The sequence below is a fragment of the Micromonospora sp. CPCC 205558 genome, assembly GCF_036902955.1.
GTDB lineage: Bacteria > Actinomycetota > Actinomycetes > Mycobacteriales > Micromonosporaceae > Micromonospora.
The window spans coordinates 17,520-41,466 of record NZ_JBAKHR010000034.1 but is presented as its reverse complement, the minus strand read 5'-3'; the positions used below and the strand labels follow the sequence as shown (position 1 = coordinate 41,466).

Annotated in this window: 26 protein-coding genes; 16 read left to right on the top strand and 10 right to left on the bottom strand. The window is 70.1% G+C overall.

Features of this window, described 5'->3' with window-relative positions; genetic code table 11:
• The first annotated feature begins 25 nt into the window (after positions 1 to 25).
• Complete coding sequence (locus V6U86_RS28685; protein ID WP_124771112.1) at positions 26 to 598, top strand: hypothetical protein; 573 nt, start codon at positions 26 to 28, stop codon at positions 596 to 598.
• Between the two features lie 47 nt (positions 599 to 645).
• Here V6U86_RS28685 and V6U86_RS28680 read toward each other — a convergent pair whose 3' ends face one another.
• Positions 646 to 939 (bottom strand): ferredoxin, encoded by a 294-nt coding sequence (locus tag V6U86_RS28680; protein ID WP_091408893.1) that lies wholly within the window; start codon positions 937 to 939, stop codon positions 646 to 648.
• 178 nt (positions 940 to 1,117) lie between these two features.
• On the opposite strand from V6U86_RS28680, the gene arc reads away from it, so the two are divergent.
• Positions 1,118 to 2,902 carry a proteasome ATPase gene (arc, locus tag V6U86_RS28675; RefSeq protein ID WP_124771111.1) on the top strand — a complete coding sequence of 595 codons (1,785 nt, stop codon included), beginning with the start codon at positions 1,118 to 1,120 and terminating at the stop codon, positions 2,900 to 2,902.
• A gap of 82 nt (positions 2,903 to 2,984) precedes the next feature.
• Here the strand turns inward: arc and V6U86_RS28670 are convergent, their stop codons facing one another.
• Positions 2,985 to 3,398: a GtrA family protein gene (locus tag V6U86_RS28670; protein WP_334508647.1), complete on the bottom strand. Its 414-nt coding sequence runs from the start codon at positions 3,396 to 3,398 to the stop codon at positions 2,985 to 2,987.
• Between the two features lie 99 nt (positions 3,399 to 3,497).
• Between V6U86_RS28670 and V6U86_RS28665 the strand changes: the two genes are divergently transcribed.
• The 10 genes from V6U86_RS28665 to prcA all read left to right on the top strand — a co-directional run bounded on the left by V6U86_RS28665 (position 3,498) and on the right by prcA (position 12,949).
• On the top strand, positions 3,498 to 4,040 hold the full coding sequence (locus V6U86_RS28665) for an acyltransferase (protein ID WP_334508645.1): 543 nt from the start codon (positions 3,498 to 3,500) through the stop codon (positions 4,038 to 4,040).
• Between the two features lie 19 nt (positions 4,041 to 4,059).
• Complete coding sequence (locus V6U86_RS28660) at positions 4,060 to 5,160, top strand: DegT/DnrJ/EryC1/StrS family aminotransferase (protein ID WP_334508643.1); 1,101 nt, start codon at positions 4,060 to 4,062, stop codon at positions 5,158 to 5,160.
• On the top strand, positions 5,153 to 6,100 hold the full coding sequence (locus V6U86_RS28655; protein WP_334508641.1) for a Gfo/Idh/MocA family oxidoreductase: 948 nt from the start codon (positions 5,153 to 5,155) through the stop codon (positions 6,098 to 6,100). The genes V6U86_RS28660 and V6U86_RS28655 overlap by 8 nt, the downstream gene beginning before the upstream one ends.
• 2 nt (positions 6,101 to 6,102) lie before the next feature.
• Complete coding sequence (locus V6U86_RS28650) at positions 6,103 to 7,035, top strand: glycosyltransferase family 2 protein (RefSeq protein WP_334508639.1); 933 nt, start codon at positions 6,103 to 6,105, stop codon at positions 7,033 to 7,035.
• Positions 7,036 to 7,092: 57 nt separating this feature from the next.
• Positions 7,093 to 8,646 (top strand): DUF2142 domain-containing protein, encoded by a 1,554-nt coding sequence (locus tag V6U86_RS28645; RefSeq protein ID WP_334508637.1) that lies wholly within the window; start codon positions 7,093 to 7,095, stop codon positions 8,644 to 8,646.
• A gap of 144 nt (positions 8,647 to 8,790) precedes the next feature.
• A complete protein-coding gene (gene dop / locus V6U86_RS28640) occupies positions 8,791 to 10,308 on the top strand; it encodes a depupylase/deamidase Dop (RefSeq protein ID WP_442935021.1) in 1,518 nt (505 codons plus the stop codon).
• A gap of 103 nt (positions 10,309 to 10,411) precedes the next feature.
• Positions 10,412 to 10,627 carry a ubiquitin-like protein Pup gene (locus V6U86_RS28635; protein WP_088948111.1) on the top strand — a complete coding sequence of 72 codons (216 nt, stop codon included), beginning with the start codon at positions 10,412 to 10,414 and terminating at the stop codon, positions 10,625 to 10,627.
• A 6-nt stretch (positions 10,628 to 10,633) separates the two neighbouring features.
• Complete coding sequence (locus V6U86_RS28630) at positions 10,634 to 11,305, top strand: endonuclease VII domain-containing protein (protein ID WP_334508631.1); 672 nt, start codon at positions 10,634 to 10,636, stop codon at positions 11,303 to 11,305.
• Positions 11,224 to 12,063, top strand: a complete 840-nt coding sequence (gene prcB / locus V6U86_RS28625; RefSeq protein WP_334508628.1) for a proteasome subunit beta — start codon at positions 11,224 to 11,226, stop codon at positions 12,061 to 12,063. The genes V6U86_RS28630 and prcB overlap by 82 nt, the downstream gene beginning before the upstream one ends.
• Before the next feature lie 64 nt (positions 12,064 to 12,127).
• A complete protein-coding gene (prcA, locus tag V6U86_RS28620; protein WP_334508626.1) occupies positions 12,128 to 12,949 on the top strand; it encodes a proteasome subunit alpha in 822 nt (273 codons plus the stop codon).
• A gap of 61 nt (positions 12,950 to 13,010) precedes the next feature.
• Here prcA and V6U86_RS28615 read toward each other — a convergent pair whose 3' ends face one another.
• The 6 genes from V6U86_RS28615 to rfbB are packed head-to-tail and all read right to left on the bottom strand — an operon-like array spanning position 13,011 to position 18,293.
• Positions 13,011 to 14,039 (bottom strand): glycosyltransferase family 2 protein, encoded by a 1,029-nt coding sequence (locus V6U86_RS28615; RefSeq protein WP_334508624.1) that lies wholly within the window; start codon positions 14,037 to 14,039, stop codon positions 13,011 to 13,013.
• Positions 14,036 to 15,349 carry a lipopolysaccharide biosynthesis protein gene (locus tag V6U86_RS28610; protein ID WP_334508622.1) on the bottom strand — a complete coding sequence of 438 codons (1,314 nt, stop codon included), beginning with the start codon at positions 15,347 to 15,349 and terminating at the stop codon, positions 14,036 to 14,038. The genes V6U86_RS28615 and V6U86_RS28610 overlap by 4 nt, the downstream gene beginning before the upstream one ends.
• A complete protein-coding gene (locus V6U86_RS28605) occupies positions 15,346 to 16,047 on the bottom strand; it encodes a glycosyltransferase family 2 protein (RefSeq protein ID WP_334508620.1) in 702 nt (233 codons plus the stop codon). Before V6U86_RS28605 ends, V6U86_RS28610 begins: the two co-directional genes overlap by 4 nt.
• Positions 16,040 to 16,411: a DUF2304 domain-containing protein gene (locus V6U86_RS28600; protein ID WP_334508618.1), complete on the bottom strand. Its 372-nt coding sequence runs from the start codon at positions 16,409 to 16,411 to the stop codon at positions 16,040 to 16,042. Before V6U86_RS28600 ends, V6U86_RS28605 begins: the two co-directional genes overlap by 8 nt.
• Positions 16,408 to 17,295 carry a dTDP-4-dehydrorhamnose reductase gene (gene rfbD, locus V6U86_RS28595; RefSeq protein ID WP_334508615.1) on the bottom strand — a complete coding sequence of 296 codons (888 nt, stop codon included), beginning with the start codon at positions 17,293 to 17,295 and terminating at the stop codon, positions 16,408 to 16,410. The genes V6U86_RS28600 and rfbD overlap by 4 nt, the downstream gene beginning before the upstream one ends.
• Complete coding sequence (rfbB, locus tag V6U86_RS28590; protein ID WP_334508612.1) at positions 17,292 to 18,293, bottom strand: dTDP-glucose 4,6-dehydratase; 1,002 nt, start codon at positions 18,291 to 18,293, stop codon at positions 17,292 to 17,294. The genes rfbD and rfbB overlap by 4 nt, the downstream gene beginning before the upstream one ends.
• Before the next feature lie 85 nt (positions 18,294 to 18,378).
• On the opposite strand from rfbB, the gene rfbA reads away from it, so the two are divergent.
• From rfbA to V6U86_RS28570, 4 genes are all read left to right on the top strand, one after another.
• Positions 18,379 to 19,269: a glucose-1-phosphate thymidylyltransferase RfbA gene (gene rfbA, locus V6U86_RS28585; protein ID WP_334508610.1), complete on the top strand. Its 891-nt coding sequence runs from the start codon at positions 18,379 to 18,381 to the stop codon at positions 19,267 to 19,269.
• Positions 19,266 to 19,889, top strand: coding sequence for a dTDP-4-dehydrorhamnose 3,5-epimerase (gene rfbC / locus V6U86_RS28580; RefSeq protein WP_334508607.1), 624 nt, complete (start codon positions 19,266 to 19,268; stop codon positions 19,887 to 19,889). The genes rfbA and rfbC overlap by 4 nt, the downstream gene beginning before the upstream one ends.
• Positions 19,890 to 19,957: 68 nt before the next feature.
• Positions 19,958 to 21,316, top strand: a complete 1,359-nt coding sequence (gene pafA, locus V6U86_RS28575; RefSeq protein WP_238680390.1) for a Pup--protein ligase — start codon at positions 19,958 to 19,960, stop codon at positions 21,314 to 21,316.
• Between the two features lie 79 nt (positions 21,317 to 21,395).
• Positions 21,396 to 21,590 carry a hypothetical protein gene (locus tag V6U86_RS28570; protein ID WP_334508602.1) on the top strand — a complete coding sequence of 65 codons (195 nt, stop codon included), beginning with the start codon at positions 21,396 to 21,398 and terminating at the stop codon, positions 21,588 to 21,590.
• A gap of 137 nt (positions 21,591 to 21,727) precedes the next feature.
• On the opposite strand, the gene V6U86_RS28565 is transcribed toward V6U86_RS28570, so the two are convergent.
• Both V6U86_RS28565 and V6U86_RS28560 read right to left on the bottom strand, forming a co-directional pair.
• Positions 21,728 to 22,813, bottom strand: a complete 1,086-nt coding sequence (locus V6U86_RS28565) for a DUF3866 family protein (protein ID WP_334508600.1) — start codon at positions 22,811 to 22,813, stop codon at positions 21,728 to 21,730.
• Positions 22,814 to 22,936: 123 nt separating this feature from the next.
• Positions 22,937 to 23,944, bottom strand: a complete 1,008-nt coding sequence (locus V6U86_RS28560) for a cation diffusion facilitator family transporter (protein WP_334508597.1) — start codon at positions 23,942 to 23,944, stop codon at positions 22,937 to 22,939.
• Positions 23,945 to 23,947 lie beyond the last annotated feature (3 nt).

The window sequence follows — 23,947 nt, the reverse complement described above, 5'->3', positions numbered from 1 at the left end:
CCGCCGAGCAGGGGGAGACGCTGGCATGAGCCGACCGGGCTACGGCGGTGGAGACCTCCCCGCGGTCTTTCCCGACTGGTCGCCCTACCAGGACCTGGAGTCGGCGGCGCGGGCCTACCTGCGTGACCCGGACGTCGCCCTGGAGGCGCTCGGCGGTGTGCTGCGCGGCGCGTCGGTGCTCGGCTTCACCCTGGAACGCTTCGTCAACGAGGTCAACGGGGTGTGGCAGGAGGTCGTCGTCTGCGATGGCAGCCGACTCATCCTCTGGCACGGCGAGGACGTACCGCCGGAGGAGGGCCCGCCGGGCTCGATGACCTCGTCACTGCGGGTGGTGCCGGTCTCCACAGTCACCGAGGTGGGCTGCCGGCGACGGCTCAACCGTTCCGAGAGCGGCGAGATCCGGGTCGACAGCATCGACGTCTACCTGCTGCTCACCTCGTTGGACGAGGCACCGCCGAGCGAGGAGATGGTCGGCACACCCCGGCACGACGCGCTGCGCTTCGGCAAGACCCTCGACGACGGCGGCGCCGGGCAGATCGCCCGGTTGGAGGAGTTCGCGCGGTTGGTCGCCTCGGTGGTCGGCCGTCCGATGCTCTGAGGCGTACCCCTTCTGGGGCCGGCCGGGCCGCGGGGCCCGGCCGGCGGTCAGTCTTCCTCGGCGTCGGGGCCGGCGACCTCGACGCCGTCGCCGCGCACCACGTGGATGCAGTCGCCGGGGCACTCCTTCGCGGAGTCGATCACCTCGAGTCGCAGGTGCGCGGGGACGTCGACCCGGCTGCCCGGCGCCATCCGCAGCTCACCGTCGACGCCCTTGACGTAGGCCAGGCCGTCGATGTCGAACTCGAAAACCTCCGGCGCGTACTGCACGCAGAGCCCGTCGCCGGTGCAGAGATCCTGGTCGACCCAGACCTGCAACTCGTCGGTCGCGACCTCGGCCACCGGTGCACCCCCCATGTTCTCCCGTCCCACGCTTCGACGGTACCCGAACGCCGGTAACCGCCCGTCAGGCCACCCTTGGCGATCAAGGTTCGGTGACGAGGGTGTTGCGTGGGACCGAATCGGCCTCATAGCGGCTAGTGTTAGGGCAGAACGTTCAAGCCCCCCGGGGAGGTGGGACGTGGCAGCACGTAGCGACGACGCGGACTCGCGCGCCGCACGGTGGGAGAAGGAAGCCCACGATCTCTCCACGCAGGTCGCGTTCCTGCAAGAGGAACTCGCCCTGGTGCGGCGCAAGTTGACCGAAAGCCCCCGACACGTCCGGCAGCTCGAAGAGCGGCTGGCGGCCACCCAGGCCCAGTTGGCGCGGCTGACCGAGAACAACGACCGGCTGGTGAGCACCCTCAAGGAAGCTCGCACGCAGATCGTGACGCTCAAGGAGGAGATCGACCGGCTCGCGCAACCGCCGAGTGGGTACGGCGTCTTCCTGGCCAAGCACGAGGATGGCACGGTGGACGTCTTCACCGGCGGCCGAAAACTACGGGTTTCGGTCTCACCCTCGCTCGACGTGGGTGACCTGCGGCGTGGCCAGGAGGTCCTGCTCAACGACGCGCTCAACATCGTCGACGCGTTCGGCTACGAGCGGGTCGGCGAAGTGGTGATGCTCAAGGAGATCCTGGAGGGGCCGAACGGCGGGCCGGGTGACCGGGCGCTGGTGGTCTCCCACTCTGACGAGGAGCGCATCGTGCACCTCGCCGAGACGCTCATCGGCTCGGCGATCCGGGCCGGCGACTCGCTCATGATCGAGCCCCGCTCGGCGTACGCGTACGAGCGGATCCCGAAGAGCGAGGTCGAGGAGCTGGTCCTGGAGGAGGTGCCCGACGTCGACTACGGCGACATCGGTGGCCTCCAGTCGCAGATCGAGCAGATCCGCGACGCGGTGGAGCTGCCGTTCCTGCACGCGGACCTGTTCCGTGAGCACCAGCTCCGCCCACCCAAGGGCATCCTGCTCTACGGCCCGCCCGGCTGCGGCAAGACGCTCATCGCCAAGGCGGTGGCCAACTCGCTGGCCAAGAAGATCGCTGAGCGCCAGGGCAAGGAGAAGCACACCAGCTTCTTCCTCAACATCAAGGGCCCGGAGCTGCTCAACAAGTACGTCGGTGAGACCGAGCGGCACATCCGGCTGATCTTCCAGCGCGCCCGGGAGAAGGCCGGCGAGGGCACGCCGGTGATCGTGTTCTTCGACGAGATGGACTCGATCTTCCGGACCCGTGGCTCCGGTGTCTCCTCCGACGTGGAGAACACCATCGTCCCGCAGCTGCTCAGCGAGATCGACGGTGTGGAGGGTCTGGAGAACGTCATCGTCATCGGCGCCTCCAACCGGGAAGACATGATCGACCCGGCGATCCTGCGTCCCGGTCGACTCGACGTGAAGATCAAGATCGAGCGACCGGACGCCGAGGCGGCCAAGGACATCTTCTCCAAGTACATCCTCTCCGGGCTGCCCCTGCACCCGGACGACCTGGCCGAACACGGCACCGACCCCCAGGCCACCGTCGCGGCGATGATCGACGCCGTGGTGCTGCGGATGTACTCCGAAACCGAGGAGAACCGCTTCCTCGAGGTCACCTACGCCAACGGTGACAAGGAAGTCCTCTACTTCAAGGACTTCAACTCCGGCGCGATGATCCAGAACATCGTCGACCGGAGCAAGAAGATGGCCATCAAGGAGTTCCTCACCTCGGGTCGCAAGGGGCTGCGTCTGCAGCACCTGCTCGACGCCTGCGTCGACGAGTTCCGCGAGAACGAGGATCTCCCCAACACCACCAACCCCGACGACTGGGCGCGCATCTCCGGCAAGAAGGGCGAGCGGATCGTCTACATCCGCACGCTCGTCTCCGGCGGCAAGGGTGCCGAGGCCGGCAGGTCCATCGAGACCGCCAGCAACACCGGTCAGTACCTGTAGAACCAGCGATCAACCGGGGCGACGCGTTCGACGCGTCGCCCCGGTTGCCGTTGCGCACGGGTGCGGCGGGCTGTCCGGTGCGTCAGCGCGGCCCGTCGGTGAAGATCCACTTGCGGGAGACGAAAAGATTCAGCACCGCCAGGCCCCCGGTGGTCAGCACCTTCGCGACCAGATACGGCAGGCCGGCCCAGGTCAACCCCTGCACGAGGGCGACCGTGAGCGCCAGATTGACGAGCACCAGCAGCAGATACCGCCACGCCTGACCGCCGACATCGCCGGTCGAGCCGAACGACCATGCGCGGTTGAGCCCGAAGTTGACCACGAACGCCACCGCGAAGGCGAGCACCGTGGCGAACGGTAGCCACACCCCCAGCACCCCGTGGAACAGGTAGAGCGCGCTGGTGTCGGTGATCGCACTGAGACCGCCGACGATCAAAAACCGAACCTCGCTGCGGCGTGTCAGGCCTGCCAGCGTCGTCGAGGCCGCCGCCTTCATCGCTGACCCTCGGATGCGGACCCGCCATGTGTCGTCACGGTGGAGCACGCTATCGTCTCCCCGTCCCGCGATCGCCCCGAGACCCCCCGAAGGTGTGCAGTGACCGACGTGCCGAGCGCCTCCGTCCACCCGACAGCCGAGGTGGAGGCCGGGGCGGAGATCGGAGCCGGGACTCGGATCTGGCATCTGACCCATGTCCGGTCGACCGCCCGCATCGGCGCCGACTGCACGATCGGGCGCAACGTGTTCGTCGATGCCGGGGTCACCATCGGCGACCGCGTCAAGGTGCAGAACAACGTCTCCGTCTACCACGGCGTCACGCTCGAGGACGAGGTGTTCGTCGGCCCGAGCGCTGTCTTCACCAACGACCTGAACCCGCGCGCGCAGAACCCGGACTGGAAGGTCACCCCGACCCTGGTCCGCACCGGGGCCTCCATCGGCGCCAACGCCACAATCGTCTGCGGCAACGAGATCGGGGAGTTCGCCCTCGTGGCCGCCGGTGCCGTCGTCACCCGGGATGTGCAGCCGTACCAACTCGTGGCCGGCAACCCGGCCCGGCATCTCGGCTGGGTCAACCGCAACGGCGAGGTGGTCGCCCGCGGCGACGAGCAGTTGCCCGCCGGCGTACTCGAAGAGCGCTGAACCTCACAGGAGACCCCTCATGTCTATCCCCATCACTTCGGTGGTCATTGGCCCCGAGGAAGAGGCCGCGGTCCTGTCGGTTCTGCGCTCCGGCAGGCTGGCTCAGGGGCCGATGGTCGCCGAACTGGAGCGGTCCTTCGCTGAGCTCTGCGGCGTCCCCCACGCCGTCGCCGTCAGCAACGGCACCGTTGCCCTGGTGGCCGCTCTCGAAGCGCTCGGCCTGCAGCCCGGCGACGAGGTGATCACCACTCCCTTCAGCTTCGCGGCCACCCTGAACGCGATCCTCGAGTCGGGGGCGACGGTCCGCTTCGCCGACATCCGTGACGACTTCACCATCGACCCGGACTCGGTCAAGGCGCTGGTCAACGGACGGACCAAGGCCATCCTGCCGGTGCACCTCTACGGCCTGCCCGCCGACATGACGGCCCTCACCGCGATCGCCGACGCCGCCGGGCTGGCGATCATCGAGGACGCCGCGCAGGCGCACGGGGCCCGCGTCGGTGACCGGGCGGTCGGCTCGTTCGGCGTCGGTTGCTTCTCCATGTACGCCACCAAGAACCTGCAGTGCGGCGAAGGCGGCCTGATCACCACCTCCGACGACGCCATCGCCGACCGGCTCCGGCTGCTGCGCAACCAGGGCATGCGGGTGCGGTACCAGTACGAGGCGCCGGGCCACAACTGGCGACTGACCGACCTGCAGGCGGCCATCGCCGTGCCACAGGTCGGCAGGCTGGCCGAGACCACGGCCCGCCGGGCCGCCAACGCCGCGAGGTTGACCGACGGCCTCGCCGACCTGCCCGGACTGACCACCCCGTCGGTGCCGGGCGGGCGCAGCCACGTCTGGCACCAGTACACGGTGCGGATCGGCGCCGACGCGCCACTGAGCCGCGACGACCTCGGCAAGCGGCTTGACGAGCGGCAGATCGGCTACGGTCTGTACTACCCCCGCCTCATGCACCACTACGACTGCTACACGGGTCACCCGCAGATCGGCACGGACGAGACCCCACGTGCCCTGCGCGCCGCCGAGGAGGCGCTCTCCCTTCCTGTTCACCAGCACCTGGCCGACGACGACGTCGACCAGGTGATCGAGGCCGTACGAGGTGCGTTCAATGCCTAATTTGGCGATCATCGGCGCGGGCATCATGGGCGCGAACCACGGTCGGGTGGCCCTTTCCACGCCGGACGTCACCGTCACCTCCGTCTGCGACCCCGACCCCCAGCGGGCCGCCACCCTGGCCAAGGCCATCGGCGCGCAGTACACGACCGACCTCGACGAGGCGCTGGCCGGCGTGGACGCGGTCGTCCTGGCGACCCCGAGCGAGACGCACGGCGAGTTGGGCGCACGCATCCTGCGCAGCGGCCGGGACCTGCTCGTCGAGAAGCCGATCGCGACGTCCGTCGCCGACGCGCGCAGCCTCATCGACCTCGCCGAGAAGCACGACCGCGTGTTGATGGTCGGCCACGTCGAGCGCTTCAACCCGGCGGTGACGGAGCTGCTCCAACTGGTGGACGACCCGCTGTCGTTGGAGATCACCCGGGTCGGCCCGTTCTCCAACCGCGCCCTCGCCGACGTCCTGCTGGACCTGATGATCCACGACGTCGACCTGGCCCGGACGGTCGCCGGCTCGGAGATCGTCGCGCACCGCGCGGCGACCCGGATCGTCCGCTCGGCGGAGCAGGACCTGGCGTTCGCGCTGCTCATGTTCGAAAACGGCATGATCGCCAACATCACCGCGAGCCGGGTCAGCCAGAACAAGATCCGCCGCGTCACCCTCACCCAGCGCAACGACTGCGTCATCGCCGACCTGCTGCGCCAGCAGGTCGAGGTGCACCGCATCGAGCACTCCGAGTTCCTCTCCGAGGGCGGTGTGCGCTACCGGCAGAGCGGCCGGGTCGAGATTCCCTTCCTCTCGCAGCACGGCGAACCGCTGATGCACGAGTTGCGCCACTTCGCCGACTGCGTCGTCAACCGTCGCCGGCCGATGGTCAGCGGCGAAGACGGTCTGGCCGCGCTCGAAGTGTGCCTGCAGATCCGCGACACCGCCCTGGTCGGCTGAGCATGTACAAGGGTCAGAAGGTTGCCGCCGTCGTCCCGGCCTACAACGAGAGCCGGCTGATCGGCAAGACGATCACCACGATGCCCGACTTCGTGGACTTCATCGTGGTCATCAACGACTGCTCCACCGACGACACCTCCGCGCGCGCCCGCGCGGTGGGCGACCCACGGGTCGTCGTCATCGACCACGAGAAGAACACCGGCGTCGGTGGTTCGATCATGGACGGGCACGAGCGGGCCCTCCTCCTGGGCGCCGACATCAACGTCGTGATGGCCGGTGACGCCCAGATGGACCCGGCCTACCTGCCGGCACTGCTCGACCCGATCTGCGACGACGGCTACGAGTTCACCAAGGCCAACCGCTTCTTCTCCCGCACGTCGTTCGCCGACATGCCGGCCGTACGGATGCTGGGGAGCGTCGCCCTGTCGTTCGCGACCAAGGTCGCCAGCGGCTACTGGAACCTCTTCGACCCCCAGAACGGCTACACCGCGGTGTCCCGGTCGGCCCTGCTGCGGCTCAACGTCGCCGCCGTGGCCCGCGGCTACGAATTCGAGAACGACCTCCTGATCTGGCTCAACATCGCCAACGCCCGGGCCAAGGACGTACCGATCCCCGCCAGCTACGGCGAGGAGGTGTCGACGATGCGCATCCACAAGGTGGCCCCCCGCATCGCCAGCCTCCTGTTCCGCGGCTTCTGGCGGCGGATGCTGCTCAAGCACGTGCTCGCCTCGTTCTCCGCCGTCGCGCTGCTCTTCTTCACCGGCCTGTTCCTCATCCTGTTCGGCGCCGGCTGGGGGATCTGGGTGCTGGCCGAGACGCTCGGCCCACCGGTCGCCACCACCGGCAGCGTCCTGCTCTGCGTCGGGCCGCTGCTGACCGGCATCCACATGCTGATCTCCGCGCTCACCCTGGACATCCAGTCGACGCCGGACTGACCGGTACCGGGCCCTGATCCGTCCCACGCCCCCTGAAAGGCAGCGCAGAGAACCGCGATGACCGAACAACCTGCGGCCGGCGACGGCGCCGTCGCCGGCGCCCGCCGGGTCTGGATCCTGGCCTTCGTCGGCTTCCTGCTGACAATCGGGGCCTGGTCGGTCGCCGCCCCCTACGACGGCACGCCGGACGAGCGGGAACACATGATCCGCGCCGCCGGTGTGGCGGCGGGAGAGATCGCACCGCCGCCGGCCGACGCCAAGAAGGGCTCGGGAGCCTTCCAGGACGTCCCCGCCGGCCTGGTCAGAGAGCAGTGCTGGCAGTTCAAGCCGGCCGTCTCCGCCGCCTGCGCGGTCCCACCGGGCAGCGACGACACCCCCGTACGCGCCGGCACCGGCGCCGGTCGCTACCACCCCGTCTACTACGCCCTGGTGGGCTGGCCGCTCGACCTCTGGCCGGGCTGGTCCGGGGTGCTGCTCGCCCGGTTCATCAGCGCCGGCATCGCCGCGGCGCTGCTGGCCAGCGCGTTCGTCGTGGCGGTGACCTGGTCCCGACGGCGTCTGATGATCGCCGGGCTGCTGGTCGCTGTCACCCCGATGGCCGCCCAGATGGCCAGCGCCGTCAACCCCAACGGCGTGGAGATCGCCGCCGGCGTGGCGTTCTTCGCGGCGACCATTCCCCTGTTCCTGGACCGCCGACCGAAGCCGCACCACGGGCTGCTCATCCTGGCCGGCATCAGCGGCCTGCTGCTGGCGATGCTGCGGCAGACCGGGCCGCTCTGGCTGGCCGCGGCGTTCGTCGCCTTCGCCTTCCCGTGGCGGCAGAGCAACGTCGGGCGGCTGGTGCGCGAGAAGGCCGTGTGGTGGTGGGTGGGCGGCATCGCCGTGGCAGCCGTCACCGCGGTCGGCTGGGGCGTCGTGATGAAATCCTCCGACCTCGGCAAGTACGGCGGCCACGTCTACACCTACGGTCAGGCGGCCCTCGCCGAGACCGACCGGTGGCGCGGCTACCTCGACCAGATGGTCGGAGTGACGTCGTGGCTGGACACCCGAATGCCCGCGCCGATCTACCTGACCTGGCAGTTCGTCGCCGCGACACTACTGATCGGGGCGTTCGTCTTCGGCCGGTTGGTCGACCGTTGGCGGCTGCTCGTCCTGATCGTCGCCGGCACCGTGGTGCCGTCCGTGATGCAGGTGGCCCTGATCAAGCAGACCGGGTTCGTCACCCAGGGCCGCTACATGCTGCCGATGCTCGCCGGGGTGATGCTGTTCGCCGCGTACGTCTGGGAGGAGCGCGGACTCGACGCGACCCGCAGCCGCACCCTGGTCCGCCTCAGCGTCGTCCTGCTCCTGCCGATCCACCTCTTCGTTCTGATCCTGACGATGGTGCGCTGGCAGGACGGGCTGCCCAAATACCTGACCTTCCGCACCTTCAACCCCTTCGCCGGCGACTGGCACCCCCCACTCGGCTCCATCACGCCCCTGCTGGCGAGCGTGCTCGGGCTGACCCTGCTCGGCGTCCTCGCCTGGCGGGTCTCGATGCGCCCACTGAACGAGCCCGACGAGGCGGCGTCCGCGATCTCCGAGCAGACGCCGGCGACTGAACTTCGCTGATCGACCGAACGACCGGCCGACCGCGCCCGGTGCGGGCGTTGCTGTCGGAATCGGACTAGTCTGGAGCGCAGGGCCGATCGAGCGGTAACGCGCCGGCCGGCGCGGGCGTGGACCGGTCGTCAGCGAGCTGAAGCGGGGCGCGGCATGAGCGTACGGCGAATCATGGGCACCGAGGTCGAGTACGGCATCTCCGTGCCCGGACAGGCCGGAGCCAACCCGATGGTCACCTCGTCGCAGGTGGTCAACGCCTACGGGGCACGTCCGGAACTCAACCGGGGCGGCCGGGCCCGGTGGGACTACGAGGAAGAGTCGCCGCTGCGCGACGCCCGCGGCTTCACCTACTCCGGCGCCGCGTACGACCCCGCCGAAGCCCTCGCGGACGAAGACCTCGGCCTGGCCAACGTGATACTCACCAACGGCGCCCGGCTCTACGTGGACCACGCCCACCCCGAATACTCCACCCCGGAGGTCACCACCCCCCGGGACATCGTGCGCTGGGACAAGGCCGGCGAGCGGGTGATGGCCGAGGCGTCCCGCCGGGCCGCCACCATCCCGGGCACCCAGCCGATCCACCTCTACAAGAACAACACCGACAACAAGGGCGCCAGCTACGGCGCCCACGAGAACTACCTGATGCGCCGGCAGACACCGTTCGCCGACATCGTGGCGTACCTGACGCCGTTCTTCGTCACCCGGCAGATCGTCTGCGGCGCCGGCCGGGTCGGCATCGGCCAGGACGGCGGCCAGAGCGGTTTTCAGATCTCCCAACGCGCCGACTTCTTCGAGGTCGAGGTCGGCCTGGAGACCACCCTCAAGCGGCCGATCATCAACACCCGAGACGAGCCGCACGCCGACGCCGACAAGTACCGTCGGCTGCACGTCATCATCGGCGACGCCAACCTCTCCGAGATCTCCACCTACCTCAAGGTCGGCACCACCGCGCTGATCCTCACCATGATCGAGGAAAAGGCGCTCGGGGCCGACCTCGGCATCGCCGACCCGGTCAGCGAGCTGCGCGCCGTCAGCCACGACCCCTCCCTGACGCACCGCATGCGACTGCGCGACGGCCGCCGGCTCACCGCACTGGACCTGCAGTGGGCTTACCTGGAGCGGGTCCGGTCCTTTGTCGACGACCGGTACGGCACCGACGCCGACGAGCAGACCATCGACGTGCTCGACCGCTGGGAGAGCGTCCTGGACCGGCTGGGCCGGGATCCGATGCTCTGCGTCGACGAGTTGGACTGGGTGGCCAAGCTGCGGCTGCTGGAGGGATACCGGGAGCGGGAGAAGCTCGGCTGGGGCTCGCACAAGCTCCAGCTCGTCGACCTTCAGTACTCCGACGTCCGGCCGGAGAAGGGCCTCTACCACCGCCTGGTCAGCCGGGGGGCGATGAAGACGCTGCTGACCGACGACGAGACCCGTACCGCGATGACCGAGCCCCCGGAGGACACCCGGGCCTACTTCCGTGGTCGCTGTCTGGCCCAGTACGCCTCCGAGGTGGTCGCCGCGAGTTGGGACTCGGTGATCTTCGACGTGGGCCGGGAGTCGCTGGTCCGGGTGCCGATGATGGAGCCGGAGCGGGGCACCCGCGCACACGTCGGTGCGCTGTTCGACCGCTGCGCCAGCGCCAAGGACCTGCTGGAGACGTTGACCGGGGGCTGATTCCGGATTCGTCGCCCGTCGTGTGCCGCAAGCCGGCGCGCGGCGGGCTTTTCGTCGCCCGCGCGAGGTAAGTTCATCGCAGACGATCGTGGAGGAGGCAGCAGTGGCCACTCATGACAGCGGCGGCCAGTCGCAGTCCGGCAAGTCCCGTCAGGGCGAGGAAATCGAGGACGTCACCACCGAGGCCAACCCCGAGGTGGCCGAGCGGCACGCCGAGATCACCGAGGACGTCGACGACCTTCTCGACGAGATCGACTCCGTCCTCGAAGAAAATGCAGAAGAATTCGTGAGGGGGTACGTTCAGAAAGGGGGTGAATAGAGTCATATGTCCGATTTGCTCGATCCTCCGGACAGGGCGTGCCCGCAGTGCAAGCGAGTGCTGGCCCGCACGGAGTTCCACCGTGACCGGCGGCGGGTGGACGGCCTCGCCTTCTACTGCAAAGAGTGCGCCAACGAGCGGTCGGCGGCGAGCCGGCGCAAGCGGGGCGTCGCTGTGCAGAAGAAGTCGCCGACGTCCATCGATGCGGGTCTCAAGTGGTGTCCGGACTGCGAGCAGGTCAAGCCGCTCCACGACTTTCCCACCTCCAGGACCAAGGCCAGTGGGCGGCACAGCTACTGCAAGCCTTGCCACAATGCCCGCGGCAAGGAGACGGCGCAGCGGCTCTACGGGGGTAACCGCGAGTACCACCTGCGGCGGCGGTACGGCGTGGGCGAGAAAGAGTTTCAGGAGCTCCTGGCCGAGCAGGGCGGGGTCTGCGCGATCTGTGGCGGTGTCGACCCGCAACATCTGGACCACGATCATCGCACCGGATGGGTGCGCGGGATACTCTGCTTCAACTGCAACGGTGGTCTTGGCCAGTTCCGTGACAGTCCCATGAGGCTGGCCAGGGCGATCACGTACCTGAGAGGAACCACGTGGCAGCGGGCTTTGATCCATCCGGGCGTCTACCAGATGTGTTCACCAACGCGGGGACGTCCTCCTTCACGACGTTTCTGAGTCGGGTGGCCCCCGAGATGCTGCCCGGTCGGCGACCGCTGCCGCCGGGCATGGCCGCCGACCTGGCGCCGCACGCGACCACCATCGTGGCCATCGCGGCCGCCGACGGTGTGGTGATGGCGGGCGACCGACGGGCCACCATGGGCAACCTGATCGCCCAGCGCGACATCGAGAAGGTGCACCCCGCCGACGCGTACTCGTTGGTCGGCATCGCGGGCACCGCCGGTATCGGCATCGAGTTGATGCGACTGTTCCAGGTGGAGTTGGAGCACTACGAGAAGATCGAGGGCGCGATGCTCTCGTTGGACGGTAAGGCCAACCGGTTGGCCTCGATGATCCGGGGCAATCTGGGTGCGGCCATGCAGGGGTTGGCCGTGGTGCCGCTCTTCGCCGGGTTCGACCTGGCCGCCGCCGACCCGGCGCGGGCCGGTCGGATCTTCAGCTTCGACGTGACCGGTGGCCCGTACGAGGAGACCGGCTACGACGCGATCGGGTCCGGGTCGTTGTTCGCCAAGTCCGCGTTGAAGAAGCGGTTCCGGGTCGGGTTGTCCGTCGAGGACGCGACGCGGCTGGCGGTCGAGGCGCTCTACGACGCGGCCGACGACGACACCGCGACCGGCGGGCCCGACCTGACCCGGCGGATCTACCCCGTGGTGATGACCGCGACTGCCGAGGGCACCTACCGGCTCACCGACGCCGAGACGGCGACGATCGCCGAGGGCGTGGTCGCCGGCCGGATGGAAAACCCGGGCGGTTAGGTCCGCCCGCCCACCCCCACCAGCCAGCAGTCGTCAGCACAGCGCCGTTAGGAGAACCGCCGCCGTGGCCATGCAGTTCTACGCCTCGCCCGAACAGATCATGCGCGACCGCTCCGAGTTGGCCCGTAAGGGCATTGCTCGCGGGCGCAGCGCCGTGGTCCTGAGCTACTCCGGCGGGGTGCTCTTCGTCGCGGAGAACCTCTCCAGCGCCCTGCACAAGGTCAGTGAGATCTACGACCGGATCGGCTTCGCCGCGGTCGGCCGTTACAACGAGTTCGAGAACCTCCGGCGGGCCGGTGTGCGGATGGCCGACCTGAACGGCCTCAGCTATGACCGCCGCGACGTCACCGGTCGGGCTCTGGCCAACGCGTTCGCGCAGACCCTTGGCGCGATCTTCACCGAGCAGTCGAAGCCGTTCGAGGTGGAGATCTGTGTGGCGGAGGTTGGGGCCACGGCGGCTGAGGACGAGTTGTACCGGCTCACCTACGACGGTTCGGTCAACGACGAGCCGGGGCGGATGGCGATGGGTGGTCAGGCTGAGGCCATCACCGGCGTGCTGAAGTCCAACCACCGCCCGGACATGTCGCTCGGGGAAGCGGTGAAGGTCGCCGTGCAGGCGTTGAGCAGTGTCGGCGGGGAGGGCGGCGCGGCTCGGACGATCGCCGCGAACCAACTCGAGGTGGCGGTGCTGGACCGTCAGCGGGTCGGCCGGACGTTCCGGCGGATCACCGGGGCCGCGCTGACCGCGTTGCTGGACGGCAAGGCGGCGCCGCCGGCGAGCGACCTGCCGGACACGCCGAGCGTGCCGACCGGGGAAGCGGGCAAGCCGACCAGTTCGGCGGGCTCCGCCGACCTGGAGGATCGGCCGGGGCAGGCCGACAGCTGATCGTGAGGCGAAAAAGCGCCGGGGCCCGCGTGAGCGGGCCCCGGCGCTTTCGCGTGGTGGGTCAGCGGCGCTGCAGCAGCGGTCGGGCGAGGGCCCAGTAGCCGGCGGCGACCGCGTTGAAGACGCCCATGCCGGGGGGCGAGTCGACGTTCGAGGGGGCGACCCGGGCGGTCATCAGCTCGGCGATCACGCCGTCGGGCACGGTACGTTCGGCCTGGAGTTGACGGCGGCGGGCACCCACCCAGGACCGGTTGCGCCACAGCCAGCCCCAGCCGCGGGTCTTCTGCCGGGTCCACCCGCCGGCGAGCGCGGCGGCGAGCATGGCGGCTTCGGTGAGCAGCAGCATCGGGGCGAGCAGCACCAGCGTCCGCGTCTGGTAGGCGGTGAGCAGGGTGACCAGCCGGTTGCGTTCCACCAGGTAGAGCTTCAGGTCGTTGCGGGAGAACTCGTAGTGGTGGCGTACGACGGCGTCGGGAACGTACTCCAGGCGCAGGCCGCGTTGCCAGAGCCGCAGGCTCAGCTCGGTGTCCTCGTGGTAGGCGAAGTACTCGGCGGCGAAGCCGTCGAGCTCCTGCCAACGTTGCCGGCTGATCACGAAGCAGCAGCCGCTGAGCGACGGCACTCTGGTGCGTACGGCGTGGGCGGTGGCAGGTTCGCCGTTGCCGCCGGCCCAGGAGAGCCCGGTGAAGTGCAGCGGGTTGCCGGAGGTGTTGATCAGTTCGGGTGTGTCGGCGAGCCGGATGGAGGCCATGGCGGCGCCGACGCCCGGTTCGGCGGCGACCGCGACCGTTCTGGCGAGGGCGTCGGGGGCGACGATGGCGTCGGAGTTGACGAAGGCGAGCCAGTCTCCGGTGGCCTCGGCGGCACCGATCCGGCAGCCGCCGGAGTAGCCGGTGTTCTGCTCGGGGCGGACCACCCGCACCTGGGGGAAGCCCTTGACGATGTCGATGCCGTCGCCGGTGCAACCGTTGTCGACGACGACCAGCTCGATGTCGACGTCGGTGCTGGCCAGGACGGCTTTTGCGGCGTTGACCAGGTACGGCTCGGCACCGTAGGCGAGCATCACCGCGGTCACCTGTGGGCGGGTCATCGGATGCCTCCGGTTGCGGCAGGGGTGACGGCCTCGGCGAGCGGCCGGGTGGGGGTGGTGGGTCGGCGGACGCCGCCGCGCAGCAGCAGCATCGCCATGGTGGCGGCCACGATGACGGAGCCGATGGTGTACGCCAGTTCGACTCGCAGGGTGACCGGAGCCGGGATCAGCGTCACGGCGATCAGTGCGGCGACGCCGGCGGTCCAGGCGAGGGCCTGGGCGCGGTGCCGGTCGAGGGCGAGCAGGGCCTGGCCGAGCACCATGGCCCACAGGTAGGCGAGTGTGGCGGCAGCCAACCAGGCGAAGTCGCTGTGGCCGAGGACGCCGGGTGCGTCGAAGAGCGCGCCGACCAGCCACGGGCCGAGCAGCACCGCGCCGAGGGCGCCGGTGAGGCCGAGCGCGGTGACGATACCGAGCGCGCGGCGCAGCAGGTTGTGGAAGCCGGCCTGGTCGCCGGTGGTGGCGGTGGTGGCCAGGCCGGGCAGCAGTGACGCCTGTAGGGAGCCGAAGACGAACAGGGGGATGCGGACCAGCACGAGGGCGCTGAGTAGCGCGCCGGCGGCTGCCGCGTCGGAGGGGGCGAGCAGTTGCACGTTGATCACGCCGATGTTCACCACGACCTGGGAGAGCAGGCTGGAGGCGGTGAGCAGGCCGAGGCCGCGCAGCAGGGTGGCCCAGGCGACCGGCGGGCCTGCGCCGATGGCGCGCAGCACCGGCGGCAAGGTGAGCAGGACGCTGATCAGCGGGGCGGCGACGAGCACGAGCCCGTACCAGACGGGGGAGGTCACCCCGGCCAGCCCGAGCAGGGCGACCATGATGATGCGCAGGCCGCCGTCGATTCCGAGTTGAGTGCCGTACCAGGGGAAGAGTTGCAGGCCGGAGAGGACGCCGCGGGTGGCGTAGGCGACGGCCATCGCGGCGAGTGCGCCGATCAGCACGGTGACCAGGTTGCCGTCACCGGCGAAGAGCTTGTCGGCGAGCGGCTGACGGCCGACGGTGACGGCGGAGACCAGCACGGCGAGCAGGACGGCGGCGACGGTGGCACCGCGGGCCAGCACCGGCCCTGGGGGCAGCCCTTGACTGTGCCGGGCGGCCACCACCCGGGCGACCTCCTGCTCGATCGGCATGAACACGCCGATGCCGAGGGTGAACACGATCGACCAGAGCACCGACAGGGCGGAGTAGTCGGCCTTGCTGAGGCTGTGGCCGGCGACCGCGAGGTGCACGTACGAGGCGAGGCCAAGAAGGCCCAGCCCGGCACCGACTGCGATGGTGCCGGGCGGGATCAGGCGGAGCAGGCGTTGGATCACCGGCGAATGAGCGCCAGTGTGAGGACGGCGAACGCGCGGCCGAGGTAGATCATCGCCCGCGCGGGGGAGTGGCTGGGCGTGCCGGCCATCCGCTTGCGCATGGCGACCGGCACCTGCCGGATGCGGTATCCGCGGCGGGCGGTGTGTACCAGGGTCTCCACCGTGTCGCCGAGGTACTCGGCCGGGTACCAGGTGGCGAACATGTCGATGACTCGCCGGTTGGCGGCGCGGAAGCCGGACGTGGTGTCGGTGAGTTTGGTGTGGGCGACTCGGGACAGCACGGCGGAGAGCATCATCATCGCCCAGCGGCGGGGGCCGCGGACGGTGTAGTCGCCCTCACCGGCGAAGCGGGCGCCGATGACGAGGTCGTTGTCGTCGAGCAGGTCGACGAGCTTCGGCACGTACCGGGGGTCGTGCTGGCCGTCGGCGTCGATCTGAATGGCGACGTCGTAGTTGTGGTCGCGGGCGTAGCGGTAGCCGAGGCGCATGGCCCCACCGACACCGAGGTTGTACGGCAGTTTGGCGACCTGGGCGCCGGCGGCGGCGGCGACGGCGGCGGTGCGATCGGTGGAGCCGTCGTCGACGACGAGCACGTCGACGCCGGGCAGCTCGCCGCGGACCTCGCCGACCACGTCGGCGATCGAGCCCGACTCGTTGAGAGCCGGGATGATGATCAGTGTGCGTTTGCCGTTAATCATCGGTCGACACCAACTCGTCACGGGCCGCCCGGTCCGCGTCGATCTCTGCGCGGAGCAGGGCGAAGTCTTCGGCCAGGGTGCGGGTCTCTTCTTCGAGTGCGCTGACCTCCCAGCTGAGGTGTACGCACACCAGCAGCAGGAAGACGATGCCGAGGAAGAGCACCAGGCTGACACCGGAGGCGACGCCGAGGAGTTCGGCGACGTTGTCGAGCAGCCGGGGGAACAGGGACAGCGGGATCACGACGACCAGTACGGCGAGCCAGAGCATGCCGTACTTCTCGCGCAGCTGACGACGGCGCAGCAGCTCGACGATGGTGCCGAGGAGCAGCAGACCGGTCAGGCCGGTGACGAGGGTGAGCTTCATGCGACCTTCCACGGGGCGGGTGGAGCGGGGGAGTGGAACGCGTCGACCAGGGCGCTGTGCCAGTCCGGAAGCGGGGGCAGACCTACGGCTGCCCAGCGGCTGTGCCCTAGCACACTGTACGCAGGCCTGGGGGCGGGACGTGGATACCGGTCGCTGGTGGTGGGCCGAATGCGGTCCGGGTCCAGCCCGGCCAGCGTGAACGCGGCGCGAGCCAGCCCGTACCAGGTTGTCTGCCCGGCGCAGGTGCCGTGGTAGACGCCGGGCGCGGCGTGACCGGCCAGTGCCGCGTCGGCGAGCGCGACGAGCCGTTCGGCGAGCGCGTAGGACCAGGTGGGTTGGCCGTGTTGGTCGTCGACCACGTCGAGGTGTTCGCGTTGGGTGGCGAGTCGGAGCATGGTGGCCACGAAGTTCGGGCCGTGGGCGCCGTACAGCCAGGCGGTGCGCACGACGTAGCCGGTGTCGGGCAGTAGCCGCGCCACGGCCTGTTCGCCGACCAGCTTGCCGCGGCCGTAGGCGTTGACCGGCGCGGTGGGCGCGTCCTCCGGGTACGGGGTGTGCGCGTCGCCGGCGAGGACGTAGTCGGTGGAGACCTGGATCAGTCGGGTTCCGTCGGTGGCGCACTCCGCGGCCAGGTTGGCCACGGCCGTGCCGTTGACGGCGGTCGCGGCGGCCTCGTCCGCCTCGGCGGCGTCGACGTTGGTCCACGCGGCCGCGTTGATCACCAGGTCGTGCCCGGCGACGGCCGCGTTCACCGCGGCGGGGTCGGTGACGTCCAGGTCGGCGCGGGTGGCGGCGGTCACCTTGAGGTCGGGCCGTGTCTCCAGCACGGCGACCAGGTCCCGGCCGAGCATTCCGCCCGCGCCGGTGACGAGGAGTCGGGTCATGCGGCCGGCGTCGACTTGAGGGGTTCCCACCAGGTGCGGTTGTCCCGGTACCAGCGGACGGTGTCGGTGAGGCCCTGGTCCAGGGTGATGCTGGGGTGGTAGCCGAGCTCCTCGCTGATCTTGGTGATGTCCAGCGAGTACCGGCGGTCGTGGCCCTTGCGGTCGGTGACCGGGACGACCCGGTCCCACCCGGCGCCGCAGGCGTCCAGGAGCAGGCCGGTGAGTTCCTTGTTGGTCAGTTCGGTGCCGCCGCCGATGTTGTAGACCTCGCCGGCGCGGCCCTTCTGCTGCACCAGGGCGATGCCGCGGCAGTGGTCGTGCACGTGCAGCCAGTCACGGATGTTGCCACCGTCGCCGTAGAGGGGGACGGTGCCGCCATCGAGCAGGTTGGTGACGAACAGCGGGATGACCTTTTCGGGGAACTGGTACGGGCCGTAGTTGTTGGAGCAGCGGGTGACGACCACGTCCATGCCGTGGGTGCGGTGGTACGACAGCGCGAGCAGGTCGGAGCCGGCCTTGGACGCCGAGTACGGCGAGTTGGGGGCGAGGGGCCAGGTCTCGGTCCAGGAGCCCTCGTCGATCGAGCCGTAGACCTCGTCGGTGGAGACGTGCACGAACCGTCCGGTGCCGTGGCGCAGCGCCGCGTCGAGCAGCGTCTGGGTGCCCAGCACGTTGGTGGTCACGAACGGCGCGGCTCCGGCGATCGAGCGGTCGACGTGTGACTCGGCGGCGAAGTGCACGATCACGTCGTGTTCGGCCACGACCTCGTCGACCACGACCGGGTCGCAGATGTCGCCCTGCACGAACCGCAGTCGCGGGTCGTCGCGGACGGGTTCGAGGTTGGCGAGGTTGCCCGAGTAGGTCAGCTTGTCCAGTACGGTCACGACGGCCGGCTCGAGCGGCGGCACGCCGTCGGCGCTGCCGAGGGGCTTGCCCAGCAGCAGGCGGACGTACTCCGACCCGATGAATCCGGCTCCGCCGGTGACGAGGATCCTCACGGGTCCGGAAGTATACGCGACGGGCGGCGCTGCGCCTGGTATGCGACCCCGGCGCAACCCGTCCGGGTGCGGCTAGGCTTCCCCGGTGCGCGGAATCCTACTTGCCGGCGGCACCGGGTCCCGGCTCTGGCCGATCACCCGGGCGGTCTCGAAGCAGCTGATGCCGGTCTTCGACAAGCCGATGATCTACTACCCGCTCTCCACCCTGGTGATGTCCGGGGTTCGGGAGATCCTGGTGATCACGACGCCGGACGACCAGGACCAGTTCCGTCGGCTGCTCGGCGACGGCAGCCAGTTCGGGCTGCGGCTGGAGTACGTCAGCCAGGCGCGCCCGGAGGGCATCGCGCAGGCGTTCATCCTCGGGGCGGACTTCATCGGCGCCGAGTCGGTGGCGCTGGTCCTCGGCGACAACATCTTCCACGGTGTGGGTCTGGGTCGGCAGCTCGCCGACCACGGTGACCCGGTCGGCGGGCGGGTCTTCGCCTATCAGGTGGCCAACCCACAGGAGTACGGCGTCGTCGACTTCGACGCCGATGGTCGGGTGCTCTCCATCGAGGAGAAGCCGGCGCGGCCGAAGTCCCGCTACGCGGTGCCCGGCCTCTACTTCTATGACAACCGGGTGGTGGACATCGCCCGCAAGCTCACCCCGAGCGCCCGCGGCGAGCTGGAGATCACGGCGGTCAACGAGGCGTACCGGGAGACCGGGGAGCTGTCGGTGACGGTGTTGGATCGGGGCACCGCCTGGCTGGACACCGGCACGTTCACCTCGATGATGCAGGCCGCGGAGTTCGTCCGGGTGGTCGAGGAACGCCAGGGTCTCAAGATCGGTTGCATCGAGGAGGTCGCCTGGCGGGCCGGCCTGATCGACGACGCGCAACTGCGCGCGCTGGCCGAGCCGCTGACCAAGAGCGGTTACGGCGACTACCTGCTCGGTCTGCTGAGTGAGCGGGCCGACGGCGACGGGGGTTCCTGGTGAAGATTCGGGAGCTGAGCATCGAGGGCGCCTGGGAGATCAGCCCCCAGCAGCACGGTGACCCGCGTGGCATGTTCATGGAGTGGTACCGCTTCGACAAGCTCGCCGAGGCGGTGGGGCATCCGCTGCGGCTGGCCCAGGCCAACCTGTCGGTCTCCGCGCGTGGAGTGGTGCGCGGCGTCCACTTCGCCGATGTCCCGCCCGGGCAGGCCAAGTACGTGACCTGTGTGCGGGGCGCGGTCCTCGACGTGATCGTGGACCTGCGGGTGGGTTCGCCGACCTTCGGCCGTTGGGAGGGCGTCCGGCTGGACGACACCGACCGTCGGGCGGTCTACCTCAGCGAGGGGTTGGGGCACGGGTTCTGCGCGTTGACCGACGACGCGACGTTGAGCTATCTCTGCTCGGCCACCTACAACCCGACCGGCGAGCACGCGGTGCACCCGCTGGACGAGGAGTTGGGCATCGAGTGGCCCGTCGAGGTGCCGCTGCTGTCCGCGCGCGACGACGCCGCGCCGACTCTGGCGCAGGCCCGCGAGCGGGGCCTGCTCCCGGAGTACGACAGCTGTCGGCGGTTCGTGGCGAGCCTCGGCCCGGACGGAATGTCGCACTCAACCGGTATGTGACCGCGCTCGGGGCACGACCTGTGGTCTGACAGTGACGAACCGGGCCTCCGGGCGGCTAATGTCTCATCATGGAGCGGCGAATCTTCGGCCTCGAGACCGAGTACGGCGTCACCTGCACCTATCGCGGGCAGCGGCGGCTGTCCCCGGACGAGGTCGCGCGGTATCTGTTCCGTCGCGTGGTGTCCTGGGGCCGGTCGAGCAACGTCTTCCTGCGCAATGGAGCCCGGCTCTACCTGGACGTCGGGTCGCATCCGGAGTACGCGACACCGGAGTGCGACTCGGTGACCGATCTCGTCGCCCACGACCGGGCCGGCGAGCGGATCCTGGAGGGCCTGCTCGTCGACGCGGAGAAGCGGCTGCACGACGAGGGCATCGCGGGTGAGATCTACCTGTTCAAGAACAACACCGACTCGGCCGGCAACTCGTACGGGTGCCACGAGAACTACCTGGTCTCGCGGCACGGCGAGTTCGGCCGGCTCGCCGACGTGCTCATCCCGTTCCTGGTCACCCGGCAGTTGATCTGCGGGGCCGGCAAGGTCCTGCAAACCCCACGCGGAGCGGTCTACTGCCTCTCGCAGCGGGCCGAGCACATCTGGGAGGGCGTCTCCTCGGCGACCACCCGCAGCCGCCCGATCATCAACACCCGCGACGAGCCGCACGCCGACGCCGAGCGCTACCGGCGGCTGCACGTGATCGTCGGTGACTCCAACATGAACGAGGTCACCACGCTGCTCAAGGTCGGCACCGCCGACATCGTGCTGCGGATGATCGAGGCCGGGGTGGTGATGCGCGACCTGTCCCTGGAGAACCCGATCCGGGCCATCCGGGAGGTGTCGCACGACATCACCGGTCGGCGCAAGGTGCGGCTGGCCAACGGTAAGGAGGTCAGCGCCCTGGACATCCAGCAGGAATACCTTGCCAAGGCCACCGAGTTCGTCGAGCGACGCGGCGGCGACCAGGCCGCCAAGCGGGTCGTCGAGCTGTGGGGCCGGGTGCTCAACGCGGTGGAGAGCGGTGACCTGGAGCCGGTCTCCCGCGAGATCGACTGGGTCAGCAAGCTGCGGTTGATCGAGCGGTACCAGCGCAAGCACGACCTGCCGCTGTCGCACCCCCGGGTGGCGCAGATGGATCTGGCCTACCACGACGTGCGCCGTGGCCGGGGTCTCTACGGGCTCCTGGAGCGCCGCGGTGACGTCGACCGGGTGACCACCGACCCGGAGATCTTCGAGGCCAAGGAGACCCCGCCGCAGACCACCCGGGCCCGGCTGCGGGGCGAGTTCATCCGGCACGCCCAGGAGAAGCGCCGGGACTTCACCGTCGACTGGGTGCACCTGAAGCTCAACGACCAGGCGCAGCGGACCGTGCTGTGCAAGGACCCGTTCCGGGCGTACGACGAGCGGGTGGAGCGGCTGATCGCCAGCATGTGACGGGTTGCCGGCCCCGGCGGTGCGCCGCACTGACGGGGCCGGTCGGCCCGGCGCGCTGAGCGGTTAAGCTGAGCGCGCCATGACGACTTCTGGACCTTCCGAGCGCCCCGAGCGCGGCACCGAGCGGCAGAACTGGATCGAACGCCGGCGGGAAAAGATCCGCGCCGAGGTCGACCGTAACCGGCGCGGTGAGTACACGGTGCCGACCTGGGTGCTGGCCCTGGCCCTGATCCTCATCGTGGGCGGCTGGCTAGCCCTGATCTTCCTGGCCTGACCCACCCACCCCACCCCACCCCACCCGTGCGCAGGCACAAGCCTGCGTCGATCATGAAGTTATTGCCCCGACACGCCGAGGCGGCAGGCAATAACTTCATGATCGACCGGGAGGGTGGGGGCCGGGAGGGTGGGGGGTTAGGGGATGAGGGTTGTTGCGTGGCGGCCGGCGGCGGCTGCCGCCAGGAAGTACGCGTGGTCGGCGTCGAGGCCCCGGCCCATTGTGGACAGCGGCACGGCGCTGGCCCGCAGCGCGGCGTCGAGACCGTCGGTGCGTACCCGGACGATCCGGTGCCGGGCCGCCAGCGGCGCCAGCGCCGCGTGCACCTCGGCCGCGAGGGGCGGCGCCAGATCGTCGGGCACCACCAGCTCCGCCGGGGCCAGCGCCACCCGGCCGTACGCGGTGAGGCTGTGATGTGACACGCCCCGGTGTCGGGGGCGGGGGTCGGCGTCGGAGATGCGCAACGAGCCGACCGGCTGCCCGCCCAGCGTGGCTACCGCGTTGACCGCCTCGCCGACCGCGACGCCGGAGAAACCCCACCGGGTGCCGGTGCCCAGGTTGCCGGGGCCCTGAGCCACGATCGCCACGTCCGCGTGGAGCACGTGCCGGGCGGCGAGCAGACCGCCGTGCAGGGTGGTGGCCTCCAGGTCGCCACCGAACGCCTGCCCGACGGTGATCGTGCCGGCCAGGTCGGCCCGCAGCCCGGCGAGGGTGCGGGAGAACCAGGCGGGCAGCGCCCCACCATCGGTGAGCAGGTACGCCACCCGCGCCTGCGGGGCGTCGGCCCGGATACCGGCCAGGATCGCCGGGAGCGCCGAGTGCAGATCAGCGGTGACCACCGGGAGGCCGCCCAGGTCGTCCGCGTCGGCCAGCACGTCGCGGTGCGGGGACGCCTCCTCGTCGACGCCGAGCAGGATCGGCTGCAACGGCGTGTAGCGGGCCTTGACCAGGTGCCCGGCGTCGCGGGTGTCGGCGACGTCCGGCGGGTCCGGTGGCAGCCGGTCCGGCAGGGCGACGACCAGGGCGTACCCGCCGGTGCCCAGCCCCATCAGCAGCGCGCCGGCGTTGAGCAGCACCCGGTCGCCGGGCTCGGGAGTGCCGACCAGCTCCGGGTAGGCCAACGCGCGCATCCGCGTGCCGTCGGGCAGGTCGACGTCCAGCTCCACCGCCCCGGTCCACTGCCGTCGCAGCGTCGCCACCGTCCCCGTACGCCATCGCACCATGACGGGCACGCTAGCCGCGCGGGCCCGGCGGCCCGCGCCCGGGTGGGCAGGCCGTCGGCCCGGCCAAGTCGGCTGCCGGCCCGGCCAGTCGGCTCAGACGGCCCGTCGCGGGGTGGGCTCGGCTCAGGTCTGGTCGGGTTCGCCGCCGGCGTCCTCGCTCGGCCGGGCCTGGGTGTGGCGGGCATTCCCGGTGACGCCCGGCAGGGAACGGGTGGGGTCGAGAAAGACGAAGCGGATCTCCGGGTAGCGGCCGGTGAGCCGCCGCTCGGCCTCGTCGGCGGTGGCCTCGATCTGCGCGCCGGTGGCCTCGTCGCGGAAGTCGACCTTCGCGGCGACCAGGATGTCGTCCGGGCCGAGCTGCATGGTCAACAGGGTGTCGATGCGCTCCACCTCGGGCAGCCCGGCCAGCTCCCGCTCGATCTCGCGGCGCAGCCGCTCCGGGACGGCCCGGCCGACCAGCAGCGACAGGTTGTTGCTGGCCAGGATCCCGGCGACCGTCAGCAGCAGCAGCCCGATCAGGATCGACGCGATGCCGTCCCACACCTCGTCGCCGGTGGCGTGCGACAGGCCGACGCCGAGCCCGGCCAGCAGCAGACCGATCAGGGCCGCGCTGTCCTCCAGGAAGACCGCCTTCACTGTGGTGTCGGCGGTCAGCCGCAGAAATCGCCAAGGCGTGGTCTGCCAGCGGCGCGACTCGCGGCGGACCTGCCGCACGGCCCGGGCCAGTGAGATCGACTCGATGACGAACGACACCCCGAGCACGATGTACGAGATCAGGTAGTCGCCGCTGTGCTCGTGCACCAGGATCGTGGTGACGCCGTGGGTGACGGCGAAACCGGCGCCGGCCACGAACGTGAACATGGCCGCGAAGAACGCCCAGACGTAGCTCTCCTTGCCGTACCCGAAGGGGTGTCGCTGGTCGGCCGGACGGGCGCCGCGGCGCAGCGCCTGGAAGAGCAGCACCTCGGTGGTGGTGTCGGCGACCGAGTGCGCCGCCTCGGAGAGCATCGCGGCGGAACCAGAGATCAGCCCGGCGATCAGTTTGGCCACCGCGATGGCGAGGTTGGCGACGCCGGCGACGACGACGGTGCCGACGCTCTCGCTCTCGGGCCTGGCCTCCGGTGGCGACATGAG